This window comes from Streptomyces sp. NBC_00386, from assembly GCF_036063235.1.
GTDB lineage: Bacteria > Actinomycetota > Actinomycetes > Streptomycetales > Streptomycetaceae > Streptomyces.
The window spans coordinates 1964610-1979630 of the sequence record NZ_CP107950.1 but is presented as its reverse complement, the minus strand read 5'-3'; the positions used below and the strand labels follow the sequence as shown (position 1 = coordinate 1979630).

General features: G+C 70.5%; 11 protein-coding genes. 7 read left to right on the top strand and 4 right to left on the bottom strand.

All coding sequences use genetic code 11. The annotated features are described in order from the left end of the window. The first annotated feature begins 37 nt into the window (after window positions 1-37). The 6 genes from OG780_RS08660 to OG780_RS08635 all read left to right on the top strand — a co-directional run bounded on the left by OG780_RS08660 (window position 38) and on the right by OG780_RS08635 (window position 7312). Window positions 38-1219: an ROK family transcriptional regulator gene (locus OG780_RS08660; RefSeq protein WP_328457987.1), complete on the top strand. Its 1182-nt coding sequence runs from the start codon at window positions 38-40 to the stop codon at window positions 1217-1219. A 157-nt stretch (window positions 1220-1376) separates the two neighbouring features. Then, a complete protein-coding gene (locus tag OG780_RS08655; protein WP_328446296.1) occupies window positions 1377-2915 on the top strand; it encodes a sugar ABC transporter ATP-binding protein in 1539 nt (512 codons plus the stop codon). Beyond that, the gene (locus OG780_RS08650) at window positions 2912-3931 is read left to right on the top strand and encodes an ABC transporter permease (protein ID WP_328446295.1); all 1020 of its coding nucleotides are present in this window, start codon (window positions 2912-2914) and stop codon (window positions 3929-3931) included. Before OG780_RS08655 ends, OG780_RS08650 begins: the two co-directional genes overlap by 4 nt. A gap of 20 nt (window positions 3932-3951) precedes the next feature. After that, window positions 3952-5001 carry a substrate-binding domain-containing protein gene (locus OG780_RS08645; RefSeq protein WP_328446294.1) on the top strand — a complete coding sequence of 350 codons (1050 nt, stop codon included), beginning with the start codon at window positions 3952-3954 and terminating at the stop codon, window positions 4999-5001. 82 nt (window positions 5002-5083) lie between these two features. After that, complete coding sequence (locus OG780_RS08640; protein WP_328446292.1) at window positions 5084-6295, top strand: Gfo/Idh/MocA family protein; 1212 nt, start codon at window positions 5084-5086, stop codon at window positions 6293-6295. 12 nt (window positions 6296-6307) lie between these two features. Further along, window positions 6308-7312, top strand: a complete 1005-nt coding sequence (locus tag OG780_RS08635) for a sugar phosphate isomerase/epimerase family protein (protein ID WP_328446290.1) — start codon at window positions 6308-6310, stop codon at window positions 7310-7312. Between the two features lie 108 nt (window positions 7313-7420). Here OG780_RS08635 and OG780_RS08630 read toward each other — a convergent pair whose 3' ends face one another. From OG780_RS08630 to frc, 4 genes are all read right to left on the bottom strand, one after another. After that, window positions 7421-8827: an OFA family MFS transporter gene (locus OG780_RS08630; RefSeq protein ID WP_328446288.1), complete on the bottom strand. Its 1407-nt coding sequence runs from the start codon at window positions 8825-8827 to the stop codon at window positions 7421-7423. Then, entirely contained in the window at window positions 8824-10212 is a 1389-nt protein-coding gene (locus tag OG780_RS08625) for an OFA family MFS transporter (RefSeq protein ID WP_328446286.1), read from the bottom strand. Before OG780_RS08625 ends, OG780_RS08630 begins: the two co-directional genes overlap by 4 nt. 122 nt (window positions 10213-10334) lie before the next feature. Continuing rightward, entirely contained in the window at window positions 10335-12482 is a 2148-nt protein-coding gene (locus OG780_RS08620; RefSeq protein WP_328446284.1) for an acetate--CoA ligase family protein, read from the bottom strand. Window position 12483: 1 nt separating this feature from the next. Continuing rightward, window positions 12484-13716 carry a formyl-CoA transferase gene (gene frc / locus OG780_RS08615; RefSeq protein WP_328446282.1) on the bottom strand — a complete coding sequence of 411 codons (1233 nt, stop codon included), beginning with the start codon at window positions 13714-13716 and terminating at the stop codon, window positions 12484-12486. A gap of 166 nt (window positions 13717-13882) precedes the next feature. Here frc and sucC point away from each other — a divergent pair, with 166 nt between their 5' ends. Further along, window positions 13883-15013, top strand: coding sequence for an ADP-forming succinate--CoA ligase subunit beta (gene sucC / locus OG780_RS08610; protein ID WP_328446280.1), 1131 nt, complete (start codon window positions 13883-13885; stop codon window positions 15011-15013). Window positions 15014-15021: the final 8 nt, after the last annotated feature.

The window sequence follows — 15021 nt, the reverse complement described above, 5'->3', positions numbered from 1 at the left end:
AGGTGCCGACCGAGGCGGGGAGGGGTTCGTGAGACGTATGACGGCGCGACCCGCGAACGCCCATCAGGCCCGGCTGCTAAGGCTGTTGCGTGACGGCGGCCCCAACTCTCGTGCCCAGCTAGGCGATCGCATCGACCTCTCCCGGTCGAAACTGGCCGTCGAGGTGGACCGGCTGCTGGAGACCGGCCTCGTGGTGGCCGACGGACTCGCCGCCTCGCGGGGCGGCCGCCGCTCCCACAACATCCGGCTCGCACCGGCGCTGCGGTTCCTGGGCGTCGACATCGGCGCCACCTCGATCGACGTGGCTGTCACCAACGCCGAGCTGGAGATCCTCGGACACATCAACCAGCCCATGGACGTACGCGAGGGCCCGGTCGCGGTGTCGGAGCAAGTGCTGTCCATGGCGGCCAAGTTGAGGGCTTCGGGGATCGCGGAGGGATTCGACGGGGCGGGGATCGGCGTTCCCGGTCCCGTCCGCTTCCCCGAGGGTGTCCCGGTCGCCCCGCCGATCATGCCGGGCTGGGACGGCTTCCCGGTCCGCGAGGCGCTCAGCCAGGAACTCGGCTGTCCGGTCATGGTCGACAACGACGTGAACCTGATGGCCATGGGGGAGCAGCACGCGGGCGTCGCCCGCTCCGTGGGCGACTTCCTCTGCGTCAAGATCGGCACCGGCATCGGCTGCGGCATCGTCGTCGGCGGAGAGGTCCACCGTGGTGCGACGGGCAGCGCGGGCGACATCGGGCACATCCAGGCCGTGCCCGACGGGCGTCCGTGTGCCTGCGGCAACCGGGGCTGCCTGGAAGCCCACTTCAGCGGTGCCGCGCTCGCGCGCGACGCCGTGGAGGCGGCCCAGCAGGGCCGCTCGGCCGAACTCGCCACGCGACTGGCGGCGAACGGCACGCTGAGCGCCGTCGACGTGGCCGCGGCCGCCGCGGCGGGCGACGCCACCGCGCTCGATCTGATCCGCGAGGGCGGCAACCGCACCGGCCAGGTCATCGCGGCCCTCGTCAGCTTCTTCAATCCCGCCCTGGTGGTGATCGGCGGCGGGGTGACCGGGCTCGGCCACACCCTGCTCGCCGCGATCCGCACCCAGGTCTACCGCCAGTCGCTCCCCCTCGCGACCGGCAACCTGCCCATCGTCCTCGGGGAACTGGGCCCGACCGCCGGAGTCATCGGCGGGGCCCGGCTGATCAGCGACCACCTGTTCTCGACCGCGTAGACCACCTCCGGGAATCGGACCATCGGCGCCGGGTCGCGCTCCGCCGTACCCGAAATCCCTGCCCCGTAGCCGAGACCCCCGCCCCCGTACCCGAAACCCCCCGCCCGTACGCGCACCACCCGGCAACCGGCCCGCACGCCTGTCCGAGGGAACCGTCATGGCACCAGAACCACCGCTGCTCACCATGTCCGGCATCACCAAGTCGTTCCCCGGAGTCCGGGCCCTCGACGGCGTCGACCTCGACGTCCAGGCCGGCGAGGTGCACTGTCTGCTCGGTCAGAACGGCGCCGGGAAGTCCACGCTGATCAAGGTCCTCTCCGGCGCCCACCAGCCCGACACCGGCACCATCGCCTGGCACGGTGAGCCCGTCACCCTCAGGTCCCCGATCGCCGCCATGCGCCTGGGTATCGCGACCATCTACCAGGAACTCGACCTGGTGGAGGGGCTGTCGGTCGCCGAGAACGTCCACCTCGGACACGAACCCACCACCGCGGGGTTCGTCGTCAGGGGCAGGGCCGCCAGGACGGCGACCGCCCTGCTGTTCAAGCGGCTCGGACATCCCGAGATCGACCCGGCCCGGCTCGTCGGTGAACTCTCCGCCGCCCAGCGGCAGATCGTCTCCATGGCGCGGGCGCTCTCCCACGACGTACGGCTCATCGTCATGGACGAGCCGTCCGCCGCCCTCGACCCCGACGAGGTCGGCAACCTCTTCCGGATCGTCGGCGATCTCACCGCGGACGGCGTTGCCGTCGTCTACATCTCGCACCGCCTGGAGGAGATCCGCCGCATCGGCGACCGCGTCACGGTCCTGAAGGACGGGCGCGCGGTCGCGGGCGGACTGCCCGCCAGGTCGACCCCGACGCGCGAAGTGGTCTCCCTCATGACAGGGCGCAACGTCGAGTACGTCTTCCCCGACAGGCCCCGCGCACGGCCACCGGGCGAACCGGTGCTCTCGGTCCAAGGACTGTCCCGCCAGGGAGAGTTCGCCCCGCTCGACCTCGACGTGCGCCCGGGTGAAATCGTCGGTCTGGCCGGACTGGTGGGTTCCGGCCGCTCCGAGATCCTGGAGACGATCTACGGGGCCCGGGGACCGACGACCGGCCGGGTCAGCGTGAACGGGAAGCCGCTGCGCACCGGCAGCGTACGCGCCGCGGTGCGCGCCGGGATCGGACTGGCCCCCGAGGAGCGCAAGGCACAGGCGCTGCTGATGCTGGAGTCGGTCACCCGCAACGTCTCCCTCTCCTCGATGTCCCGCTACGCGCGCGGCGGCTGGATCGACCGGCGGGCCGAGCGCGGGGCGGCCCGGGCGGCCACCCGCGAACTCTCCCTGCGCCCCGACGATCCGGGCCTCCCGGTCAGGACCCTGTCCGGCGGCAACCAGCAGAAGGCCGTGCTGGCGCGCTGGCTGCTGCGCGGCTGCCGTGTCCTGCTCCTCGACGAGCCGACACGCGGTGTCGACGTCGGGGCGCGCGCCGAGCTGTACGCGGTGATCCGCCGGCTCGCCGACGAGGGTCTGGCCGTCCTGCTGGTCTCCAGCGAGGTCCCCGAGGTGCTCGGGCTCGCCGACCGTGTCCTGGTGCTCCGCGAAGGGCGGGTCGTGCACACGGCGCCCGCCCACGACCTCGACGAACACCGCGTCCTCGACCTCGTGCTGGAAGGAGGCCCCGTGGCCAGTGAAGGGAGTCCGGCGTCATGACGCAGCACGTGTCCCCGCCCCGGGACGGCACCGGCAAGGTGCCCGTCACGGGTGAACTCCCGGCTTGGCGAGCCGTGGTGGCCCACGCAGACGTCCGCACGCTCTCGCTCCTCGGCGTCCTCGCGGTCCTCGTCGTCATCGGCGGCGTCACCCGACCCGACGAATTCCTCGACACCCGCAACCTCCAACTCGTCCTCACCCAGGCCTCGGTGATCGGCGTCGTGACCGTCGGCATGACCTTCGTCATCACCTCCGGGGGCATCGATCTGTCGGTGGGCGCGATCGTCGCGCTCTCCTCGGTCTGGGCGACCACGGTCGCGACCCAGGAATACGGCTTCACGGGCATCCTCGTCACCGCGGTGCTCGTCGGTCTGGGCTGCGGCCTGGTCAACGGACTGCTCGTCGCGTACGGCGGGCTGGTCCCCTTCATCGCGACGCTCGCCATGCTCGCCTCGGCCCGCGGCCTGGCCCTCCAGATCACCGACGGCCGGACCCAGATCGTCACCGTGGACGGCGTCCTGAAGCTCGGCGAACGCGACTCCTACGTCCTCGGCGTTCCCCCGCTCGTCCTCGTCTTCGCCGTCGTCACCCTCATCGGCTGGCTGGTGCTGAACCGCACCACCTTCGGCCGGCGCACGGTCGCTGTCGGAGGCAACGCGGAGGCGGCCCGGCTGGCCGGCATCGACGTACGGCGTCAGCGGCTCTACCTCTATCTGCTCTCCGGACTGTGCTGCGGCATCGCCGCGTTCCTGCTGGTCATCCTGTCCGGCTCCGGACAGAACACCAACGGCAACCTCTACGAGCTCGACGCCATCGCGGCGGCGATCATCGGCGGCACCCTGCTCAGCGGGGGCCGCGGCACCATCACCGGCTCGGTGCTCGGCGTACTGATCTTCACGACGATCACCGACATCTTCGCGCTGAACAACCTCCAGAGCGACGTCCAGCAGATCGCCAAGGGCGCGATCATCGTCGCCGCGGTCCTGGTCCAGCGGCGCACAGCCAGCACGACCTGACACGGGAAGGGTCCACCGCCATGCCAGAACCCACGAGCCTGACCAGTCGCAGAGGACTGCTCCTCGGGACCGCCGCCGTCTCGGCCGGTGCCCTCCTCACCGGCTGCACCAGCAACGACACCAAGGACGCGAACCCCGCCGCGAACTCCGGGCCGGCCGCCGACGGCAAGCCCGGCAAGCACGTCACGATCGGCTTCGCCGGCCCCCAGGCCGACCACGGCTGGCTCAACGCCATCAACGACAACGCCAAGAGCCGGGCCGGGACGTACAAGGACGTCACCCTGGAGATCACCGAGGGCTCCAACGACACGGCCGCGCAGATCGGCCAGATCGAGACCCTGATCAACAAGAAGGTCGACGTCCTGGTCGTGCTGCCGGCCGACGGCAAGGCCCTGACCCAGGTAGGTCTCAAGGCGATGCGCGCGGGCATCCCGGTCATCAACCTCGACCGCGTCTTCAACTCGCCCCAGGCGTACCGGTGCTGGATCGGCGGCGACAACTACGGCATGGGCCTCAGCGCCGGTCACTACATCGGCGAGAAACTCAAGGGCAGGAAGAACGCCAAGGTCATCGAGCTCGCGGGGCTCGACAACCTGGAACTCACCAAACAGCGCACCCAGGGCTTCGACGCCGCTCTGAAGAACTACCCGAACATCACGAAGGTCGCCCGCCAGGCGGCCGAGTTCACCGTCGAGACCGGCCAGGCCAAGATGTCCCAGCTCCTCCAGGCCCAGCCGAGGTTCGACGCGCTGTGGAACCACGACGACGACCAGGGCGTAGGAGCGCTGCGGGCCATCGAGCAGGCCGGCCGCGACGGCTTCCTCATGGTCGGCGGGGCCGGAGCGCTCTCCGCCTTCCAGGCCATCGACGCCGACGACAGCGTCCTGAAGGCCACCGTCCTGTACCCGCCGACCATGGCCGCGTCCGCGATCGACCTCGCCCGCACCCTCGGCCAGGGCAAGGGAATCAGCGGGCTCGCCGAGTTCGAGATCCCCGCCTCGCTCACCCTCTACTCGGCCGTCGTCGACAAGGACAACGTCCAGCAGTACATGGCCACCGGCTTCAAGTGATGCGCGCCGCCGACACCGGGGCCCGGTCCCGCGGGACCGGGCCCCATCCCCACCGCGCCACGACGACGAGGAGGACCCCCGTATGGGACAGCCGGACCAGGGCGACGAGGCCGCGAAACCGCCCTTGGGCGTGGGCATGGTCGGTTACGCGTTCATGGGCGCCGCCCACTCACAGGGCTGGCGCACCGTGGGCCGTGTCTTCGACCTGCCGCGCCGCCCGGTCCTCGCCGCCGTGTGCGGCCGCGACGAACCGGCCCTGCGTGCGATGGCCGGCCGGCACGGCTGGGGAGCCGCCGAGACCGACTGGCGTGCGCTGATCGCCCGGGACGACGTCGACGTCGTCGACATCTGCACCCCCGGCGACAGCCACGCCGAGATCGCCGTCGCCGCGCTGGCCGCGGGCAAGCACGTGCTGTGCGAGAAGCCGCTCGCGAACACCGTCGAGGAGGCCGAGGCGATGGCGGCGGCCGCGGCCGAAGCCGCCGCACACGGCCAGATCTCCATGGTGGGCTTCAACTACCGCCGCCTCCCCGCCGCGGCGCTCGCCCGCTCCATGGTGGCCGAGGGTCGCCTCGGAACCCTGCGGCACGTGCGGGTGACGTACCTTCAGGACTGGCTGACCGACCCGGAGTTCCCGCTCACCTGGAGGCTCCGCAAGGAGAAGGCGGGCTCCGGAGCCCTCGGCGACCTCGGGGCCCACATCGTCGACCTCGCGCAGTACCTGGCGGGCGAGCCGCTCGGCGGGGTCTCCGCGCTCACCGAGACGTTCGTCCGCCGACGGCCCCTGCCTGCACGGGCGTCCGGCGGACTGTCCGCCTCCGGGCCCGCACCGGGCTCCCCTTCGGGCGCCGTCACCGTCGACGACGCCGCCCTGTTCACCGCCCGCTTCGCCTCCGGAGCCCTCGCCTCCTTCGAGGCCTCCCGCTTCGCCGCCGGGCGCAAGAACTCCCTGCGCATCGAACTCAACGGCGAGCGCGGCTCGTTGGCCTTCGACCTGGAGCGGCTCAACGAACTCGCGTACCACGACCACACCGAGCCGGCCGCCCACGCGGGTTTCCGGCGCATCCTCGTCACCGAACCCGACCACCCCTACCTCGACGCCTGGTGGCCGCCGGGACACGGTCTCGGCTACGAGCACACCTTCGCTCACCAGGCCCGCGACTTCGTGCAGGCCATCGCGGACGGGCGGCCCCCGGCACCGTCCTTCGCCGACGGACTCCAGGTCCAGCGCGTCCTCGCCGCGGTCGAGGAGAGCGCCGGGAAGAACTCCACGTACACCCCCGTAGCGGTCTGAGGAGGCCCCGAAATGCCGCGCGAATTCACTCTCTTCACCGGCCAGTGGGCCGACCTGCCGCTCGAAGAGGTCTGCCGACTCGCCCGCGACTTCGGCTACGACGGACTCGAACTCGCCTGCTGGGGCGACCACTTCGAGGTCGACAAGGCGCTCGGGGATCCCGCCTACGTGGAGTCCCGGCGCGCGCTTCTCGACAAGTACGGCCTCAAGTGCCTGGCGATCTCCAACCATCTCGTCGGCCAGGCCGTCTGCGACGCCATCATCGATGAACGGCATCTGGCGATCCTGCCCGCCCGCGTCTGGGGCGACGGCGAACCCGAAGGCGTCCGGAGACGGGCCGCCGCCGAGATCGCCGACACCGCCCGCGCGGCGGCCGCCCTCGGAGTCGACACCGTCGTCGGCTTCACCGGCTCCGCGATCTGGCACCTCGTCGCCATGTTCCCGCCGGTCCCCGAAGCGATGATCGAGCGCGGCTACGAGGACTTCGCCACCCGCTGGAACCCGGTCCTCGACGTCTTCGACGCCGAGGGTGTCCGGTTCGCGCACGAGGTCCATCCGAGCGAGATCGCCTACGACTACTGGACAACACACAAGGCCCTGGAGGCAGTCGGCCACCGGCCGGCCTTCGGTCTCAACTTCGACCCCTCCCACTTCGTCTGGCAGGACCTCGACCCCGTCGGATTCCTCTACGACTTCCGCGACCGCATCTACCACGTCGACTGCAAGGAGGCCCGCAAACGCCTCGACGGACGCAACGGCCGGCTCGGCTCCCACCTGCCCTGGGGAGACCCGCGCCGCGGCTGGGACTTCGTCTCCGCGGGCCACGGCGACGTCCCCTGGGAGGACGTCTTCCGCATGCTGCGCTCCATCGGCTACGCCGGGCCCGTCTCGGTCGAGTGGGAGGACGCCGGCATGGACCGGCTCCAGGGCGCGCCCGAGGCCCTGACCCGCCTCAAGGCCTACGACTTCGAGCCGCCGTCCGCATCGTTCGACGCGGCGTTCTCGGGCAACGGGTAGCCGAGGACGGGGGACGGGGCCCGGGACGGGGGGCCGGGCCCCGTACACGGAAGCGGCTCTCCTCGCCGTGCCGCGAGGAGAGCCGCTTCCACCCGGGCCCGCGGGTGCTCAGCCCACCGGCTGCGGCTGTGGCGCCGAGCTGTCCGCGGTGCTGCGCCCCGGCTGCCGCAGCAGCAGGGGGACCGCGGCCGCCACCATGGAGATGCCGCCGGCCATCGCGTAGGCGCCGTCGTAGCCCCAGGCGGCGACCACCATCGAGCCGAGCCCGCCGCCGAACAGACCGCTGATCAGCTTTCCGCTGTACACCAGCCCGTAGTTGGTGGCGTTGTAGTTCTCACCGAAGTAGTCCGGGGTCAGGGCCGCGAACATCGGGTAGAAGGCCCCGCCGCCGAAGCCGGAGAGGAACGCGAAGAACAGGAAGAGCGCCTCGCTGTGGATGTCGCCGGCCCAGATCACGCCGAACTGCGCGAGTCCCAGGACCACGATGACGAAGACCAGGGTCTGTCTGCGCCCCCAGATGTCGGACAGCCAGCCCACCACACCCCGGCCGACGCCGTTGACGACCGCCATCACGCCCATCGACGAGGCCGCCACCAGCGGGCCGAAGCCCACCTCCTTGGCGAAGTCGACCTGGAAGGAGATCCCGAAGATCGACACACCGGCGGTCATCACCAGCGCGATCCACATCAGCGGGAGCATGCCGGTCCTGATGGCCTCCTTGGGGGTGTACTGCTTCACGGCGGGAGGGTTCTTCGACAGGCTCGCGGCCTCCTCGCCGGAACCGCCGTGGACCGGCGGGTCGACGTCCGCGGGCCACCAGTTCTTCGGCGGGTCCTTGAAGAAGAACGCGGCGGTCAGCACCACGATCATCACGTAACAGCCGATGAGATCCAGCACACGGTGGTAATTGGCCGTGTCGAAGCCGTAGTTGAAGATGAAGATGAACGGCAGGGAGCCGTAGGCGAATCCGCCGTTGACGAATCCCGTCCGCGCTCCACGACGCTCGGGGTACCACTTCCCGACCATGTTGATGCAGGTCGCGTACACCAGACCGGACCCGAGACCGCCGACGACACCGAAGCCCAGGATCGCCAGCAGGACATTGCTCAGATGCGACAGGGCGAGGAAGCCGGCCGCGCACATGACCGAGCCCAGATACATGGCCCCGCGTGCCGTCAGGACGCCCCTCTCCCGCAGCCAGCCGGCCGGGAAGGCGATGCCGGCCTGGAAGAACACCCAGACGCTCAGGATCCAGAAGGTGTTGCTCTGCGTCCAGCCGTGGGCGTGGGACAGGGTGTCCTCGGCCGAGCCGTACGCGTACTCGAAGACACTGATGGCCATCATGGCGACCCAGGGCAGGTAGACCATGAACGCGCGCGAGTGGCCGAGGATGTCCCGGTCGGTCTCGCCGACCCGGTAGACACGGCCCCGGACGTCGGTGATCTCCCGGTACGCGCGCCCCCGGGCGCCGGGATCGTCCGGCGAGTCCTTCGCCGCGACGGGTTCCGCCGTCATGACGCCATCTCCTCTCCGAGCGGCTGCGGATTGGGGACGACACGGGACTCGGGCCGGTCCGGTGACTTGAGGAACAGGGCCAGTACGGCGGACGCCAGACCGATGGACCCGGCGAGCACGAAGGCGCCGTGGTAGTCCCACGCGCCGACGACGACCGCGCCCATGCCGGAGCCCACGAGGCCCGAGATCAGCTTCGAGCTGTACACCATCCCGTAGTTGGAGGCGTTGTTGTTCTCGCCGAAGTAGTCCGCCGTCATGGCCGCGAACAGCGGGAAGATCGCGCCGCCGCCGAAGCCGGAGACCATGGAACAGAAGAGGAAGAACGGCATGCTGCCCATCTGGCCGGAGACCAGCACACCGAACTGGGCGGAACCCAGCACCAGACACACGATGATCAGCGTGTGGCGCCGTCCGACGCGATCGGAGATCCAGCCGATGATCCCGCGCCCGGTGCCGTTGACGATGGCCTTCAGCGACATCGCCGTGGCCACGATCCCGCCCGCGAAGCCCATGTCCTTGCCGAACGGGACCTGGAAGGCGATGCCGAAGATGTTGATCCCGGCCGTGCACAGCAGACAGAACCACATCATCCACAGAACAGGGGTACGCGCGGCCTCCCTCGGGGTGTACTGCTTCACGGCCGGCGGGTTCTTCTCCAGCGCCCGCCGGACCTTCGGGTCGTCCGGCACCTTCAGCGGGTCCACGTCCGGCGGCCACCAGCCCTTCGGCGGGTCCTTGAAGAACCAGCCGGCCGCCGCGACCACCGCGCAGCAGAGCAGACCGACACCCACCAGGACGCCCCGGTAGTTGCCCAGGTCCATGTACGAGGTGAACAGGAAGACGAAGGGTACGGACCCGTAGGCGAAACCGCCGTTGACGAAGCCCGTCTTGCCGCCCTTGCGCTCCGGATACCACTTGCCGACCATGTTCACGCAGGTCGCGTAGACGAGACCCGCTCCGATGCCGCTGCACATGCCGAAGCCGAGATAGGCGACCGCCACATGCGGCGCGAAGGCCAGGGACACATAGCCGAGCAGCGTGCCCAGCGCGCCCAGCAGCATCGCCGTACGGGCGGGGAGCCTGCCGCTCTCGCGCAGTTGCCCGGCCGGGAAGGCCACGGCCGCCTGGAAGAAGATCCAGACGCCCATCAGCCAGAAGATGTGTCCGCTGCTCCACAGATGAGCCTCGTGCAGCGTGTCCTCCGCCGACGTGAACGCGTACTCGGCGGAGCTGATGCCCATCATGCCCGCCCAGGGCAGGAAGACCATCCAGGCGCGTTTTCGGCCCATGATGTCGATGTCGGTCTCACCGACGCGGTACACGCGTCCGTTCCGGTCCCGCACCTCTCGATGTGGCACCGATGTCGAGTAGCCGGTGGTTGTCATGTCGATCGAGATCCCCTTGCGTCGAAAGATCTGGTCAGCGCCCCCTGCCACATGCCTTTCGTGCGCTCACGGGTCCCGGGGCGGCCGACGCGCACCGTCGGCCGGCCCCGCGCCTCCTCACGTCATGAACGACCCCCCAACAGCCCCGCCGCACGCGCCCAGCGGTACTTCGCGCCGAGGACGGCCACCGGCATCTCGGTCGTGTACGGATAGGCCACGACCCCCCGCTCGTACAGGTACCGGCACGCCTCCTCGACCTCGACGTCGCCCGCGAGCGACGCCACCACGGGCTTCTCGATGCCGCGTTCGCGGAACTCGGCCACCACGCGCGCGGTGAGCTCGGCGAAGACCATGGGAGGGGTCACGACGGTGTGCCAGTAGCCGAGGACGAGCGCGTGGACGCGCGGGTCCTCCAGTCCGAGCCGGATCGTCGCCTCGTACGTCGACGGCGGCTCGCCGCCCGTGATGTCCACCGGGTTGCCCGCGGCCCCGAAGGGCGGGATGAATTCCCGGAAGGAGGCGTCGAGGTCCGGCGGGATCTCCATCAGGGACAGCCCGTTGTCGGTGACCGCGTCCGACAGCAGGACGCCGCTGCCGCCCGCTCCGGTGATGATCACCACGTTGTCGCCCCGGGGGGCGGGCAGTACCGGCAGGGCCCGCGCGTACTCCAGCATGTCGATCAGCCCGGGAGCCCTGATGACCCCGGCCTGCCTGAGGATGTCGTCGTACACGGCGTCGTCGCCCGCGAGCGCCCCGGTGTGCGAGCCCGCGGCCCGCGCGCCGGCGGCGGTCCGCCCGGCCTTGAGGACGATGACGGGCTTCTTCGGGACGGTGGCGCGGGCCGCCTCCACGAAGGCGCGGCCGTCCTTGAGGTCCTCCAGGTGCATTGCCACGCACCGGGTGTTCGGGTCCTCGCCGAACCAGGTGAGCAGGTCGTCCTCGTCCAGGTCCGCCTTGTTGCCGAGCCCCACGATCGCCGAGACCCCCGTCTTCGTGGTCCGGGCGAACCCCAGCACGGCCATGCCGATCCCACCGGACTGCGAGGAGAGCGCGACACCGCCCTTCACGTCGTACGGCGTGCAGAACGTGGCGCACACGTCCTGCCAGGTCGAGTAGTAGCCGTAGATGTTCGGGCCGAGCAGCCGTATGCCGTACCGCTCGCCGATGGCCGTGATCTCGTCCTGGAGGGCCTGTTCGCCGGTCTCCGCGAAGCCGGAGGGGATCAGGACCGCGTTGGGGATGTTCTTGCGTCCCGCCTCCTCCAGGACCCGGGCCACCGCCCGGGCCGGGACGGCGAAGACCGCGACGTCCACCTCGCCGGGGATGTCCGTGACGCTCGCGTAGGCCTTGCGTCCCTGGATGTCGTCGGCCCTGGGGTTCACCGGGTGGATCTCGCCCGCGAAGCCCCCGTCGACGAGGTTCTGCAGCACCGCGTGGCCGATCTTGCCCGGGACGTCCGAGGCGCCGATCACGGCGATCGACCGCGGCCGCATCAGCCGGTCCATGGAGGCGAGGATCTCGTCCCGGGTGTACCGGCGCCGGCCGGCCGGAGGGACCGCGCCGAGAATCACGCGGATGTCCGCCGCGATCGCCCCCCGCGGGCCGGCGATCACCGGGTTGAGGTCCACCTCGGCGATCTCGGGGAAGTCCGTGACGAGTTCGGAGACCTGGCGGATCTGCTCGGCGAGGGCCGACCGGTCCACCGCGGGCCCGCCGCGCACCCCGTGCAGGACCTGCGCGCAGCGGATCGAGTCGAGCATCGACAGCGCCTCGTCCGAGTCCACCGGCGCCAGCCGGAAGGTGACGTCCCCCAGCACCTCGACCAGCACACCGCCGAGCCCGAAGGCGACGACCTTTCCGAACGTCGGGTCGGTCACCGCGCCGACGATGACCTCCTGCCCCGGAGGGATCAGCTCCTGCACCTGGACGCCGTCGATCCGGGCGCGGGCGTCGTACGCACGGGCGTTCTCGACGATCGCCCGGAAGGCGGCCCGTACCTCGGCTCCTCCCTCGACACCGACCAGCACCCCGCCCGCGTCGGTCTTGTGCAGGATGTCGGGGGAGACGATCTTCATCACCACGGGGCCGCCGAGGCGTTCCGCGTGTGTGACCGCCTCGTCCTCGTCGCGGGCCAGCTCCTCGCCGGGCACGGCGATCCCGTAGGCGTCGGCGATCTGCTTGCCCTCCGGTGCCGTCAGCGCGGTGCGTCCCTGTCGCCGCACGCCGTCGAGGAGCGCCCGCACCCGGGCCACCCGGTCCTGATCCGCCATCTCAGATCACCCCGCCCGACTTGAGAAGCCGCAATTCCTCGTCGCCGAGGCCGAGTTCGCCGATGTAGATCTCCTCGTTGTGCTCACCGAGCAGCGGAGAGGCGGTGATGTCGACGGGGGAGTCGGAGAGCTTGAGCGGGCTGCCGACGGTGACGTAGGAGCCGCGCTCGGGGTGTTCGACCTCGACGACCATGTCGTTGGCGGCGAGCGAGGAGTCCTCGATGATCTCCTTGGTCGACAGGATCGGTCCGCACGGGATGCTCTCGGCGTTGAGTTTCTCCAGCACCTGCCATTTGGGCAATGTCGTGGTCCATTCCTCGATGAGCTGGAACATCTTGGCGAGCCTCGGCAGCCGGGCCCCCGGGGTGGCCCAGCCGGGGTCCTCGGCCAGCTCGGGCCGGCCGATCAGCCGGGTGATGGGTTTCCATCCGGCGGGCTGGACGATGACGTAGACGTAGTCGTTGGGGCCGCCGGGCGCGCACTTGACGGCCCAGCCGGGCTGGCCGCCCCCGGAGGCGTTGCCCGAGCGGGGGACCTCGTCGCCGAAGTCCTCGTTGGGGTACTCGGCGAGCGGCCCGTGGGCCAGGCGCTGCTGGTCGCGCAGCTTGACCCGGCAGAGGTTGAGGACGGCGTGCTGCATGGCCACGTTGACGCGCTGCCCGCGTCCGGTGCGGGTGCGCTGGAGGAGGGCCGCGAGGACGGCGGCGACGGCGTGGACGCCGGTGCCCGAATCGCCGATCTGGGCGCCGGTGGCCATCGGCGGGCCGTCCTCGAATCCGGTGGTGGCCATGGAACCGCCCATGGCCTGCGCGACCACCTCGTACGCCTTGAAGTCGGTGTACGGGCCGTCCCCGAAACCCTTGATGGAGGCGTAGACGATCCGCGGGTTGATCTCGCGGATGCGGTCCCAGGTGAAGCCCATGCGGTCGATCGCGCCGGGGCCGAAGTTCTCCACCATGACATCGGAGCGGCGGATCAGCTCGGTCAGAAGCTGTTTGCCGCGCTCGGTCTTGGTGTTGAGGGTGATGCTGCGCTTGTTGCTGTTGAGCATGGTGAAGTAGAGGGAGTCGGCGTCCGGGATGTCCCGCAGCTGGGCGCGGGTGATGTCACCGCTCGGCGCCTCGAGTTTGACCACGTCGGCGCCGAGCCATGCCATCAACTGGGTCGCCGAGGGGCCGGACTGAACGTGCGTCATGTCCAGGACCCGGATGCCTTCGAGAGCCTTGGTCGTCACAGGTCACCTCACTTGTCCGTTGCCTTGAGCCGCTGCGGTGCGGCGGTGGGTGGGCCAGGTTCGGTACATTGCATACAGTCGACGAATACTGTATGAAGAGTGTTATCCCGCATCCGATGGGTGATGTCCAGGGGTCGTGCACCACTTTCAGGACAGGAGCCGAAACGTGGACCTGTACGAACATCAGGCGCGGCAACTCTTCGAAGAACACGGCATCCTGGTGCCGCGCGCCGAGGTCACCGACTCGCCCGGCCGGGCCCGCGACATCGCCCGCGGGCTCGGCGGCCGGGTCGTCGTCAAGGCCCAGGTCAGGACGGGCGGGCGCGGCAAGGCGGGCGGAGTACGGCTCGCCGAGGACCCGGACGCAGCCGAACGCACGGCGCGCGAGATCCTCGGCATGAACATCAAGGGTCACCCGGTCCGCACGGTGATGCTGGCCCAACCCGTCGACATCGAGAGCGAGTTCTACGTCTCGTACGTCCTCGACCGGGCCGCCGGACGCTTCCTCGCGATCGCCTCCGCCGAGGGCGGCACCGAGATCGAGGAGGTGGCCGCGCTCCGGCCGGAGGCGGTGGCGCGCGTCCCCGTGGACCCGGCGGAGGGCGTCACCCCTCAGAAGGCCGCCGAGATCGTCCGGGCGGCCGGACTGCCACCGCGCTCCGCCGACGTCCTCGTCCGGCTCTGGCAGGTGCTCATCCGTGAGGACGCCCTCCTCGTCGAGGTGAACCCCCTCGTCCGCACCGCCCAGGGTCAGCTCATGGCCCTGGACGGCAAGGTCACGCTCGACGGCAACGCCCGCTACCGCCAGGCGCGTTGGGACGGACAGGAGACCTCGCACGACGACCCGCTGGAGGCCGCGGCCGCCGCCAAGGGACTCAACTACGTGAAGCTGGACGGCGAGGTCGGTGTCATCGGCAACGGCGCGGGCCTCGTCATGTCGACGCTCGACGTCGTCGCCGGCAGTGGCGCCCGCCCCGCCAACTTCCTCGACATCGGCGGCGGGGCCTCCGCGCGGATCATGTCCGACGGGCTGTCCGTCGTCCTGTCCGACCCCGGCGTCAGGTCCGTCCTCGTCAACGTCTTCGGCGGCATCACCGCCTGCGACGCCGTCGCCGACGGCATCGTGCGGGCGCTGGACGCCGTACGGCCGACCAAACCGCTCGTGGTCCGGCTCGACGGCAACAACGCGGCCCGGGGCCGCGCCGTCCTCGCGGAGCGGGCGCACCCCCTGGTGCACCAGGCCGCCACCATGGACGACGCCGCCCGCCTCGCCGCCCGACTGGCCCACATCAGCTGAAGGAGCGG

Excerpts from the sequence above, each read along its gene's own strand:
- OG780_RS08650 (WP_328446295.1), top strand. The coding sequence starts at position 2,912 with ATGACGCAGCACGTGTCCCCGCCCCGGGACGGCACCGGCAAGGTGCCC.
- OG780_RS08655 (WP_328446296.1), top strand. The coding sequence starts at position 1,377 with ATGGCACCAGAACCACCGCTGCTCACCATGTCCGGCATCACCAAGTCG.
- OG780_RS08630 (WP_328446288.1), bottom strand. The coding sequence starts at position 8,827 with ATGACGGCGGAACCCGTCGCGGCGAAGGACTCGCCGGACGATCCCGGC.
- OG780_RS08625 (WP_328446286.1), bottom strand. The coding sequence starts at position 10,212 with ATGACAACCACCGGCTACTCGACATCGGTGCCACATCGAGAGGTGCGG.
- OG780_RS08645 (WP_328446294.1), top strand. The coding sequence starts at position 3,952 with ATGCCAGAACCCACGAGCCTGACCAGTCGCAGAGGACTGCTCCTCGGG.
- OG780_RS08620 (WP_328446284.1), bottom strand. The coding sequence starts at position 12,482 with ATGGCGGATCAGGACCGGGTGGCCCGGGTGCGGGCGCTCCTCGACGGC.
- OG780_RS08635 (WP_328446290.1), top strand. The coding sequence starts at position 6,308 with ATGCCGCGCGAATTCACTCTCTTCACCGGCCAGTGGGCCGACCTGCCG.
- OG780_RS08660 (WP_328457987.1), top strand. The coding sequence starts at position 38 with ATGACGGCGCGACCCGCGAACGCCCATCAGGCCCGGCTGCTAAGGCTG.
- OG780_RS08640 (WP_328446292.1), top strand. The coding sequence starts at position 5,084 with ATGGGACAGCCGGACCAGGGCGACGAGGCCGCGAAACCGCCCTTGGGC.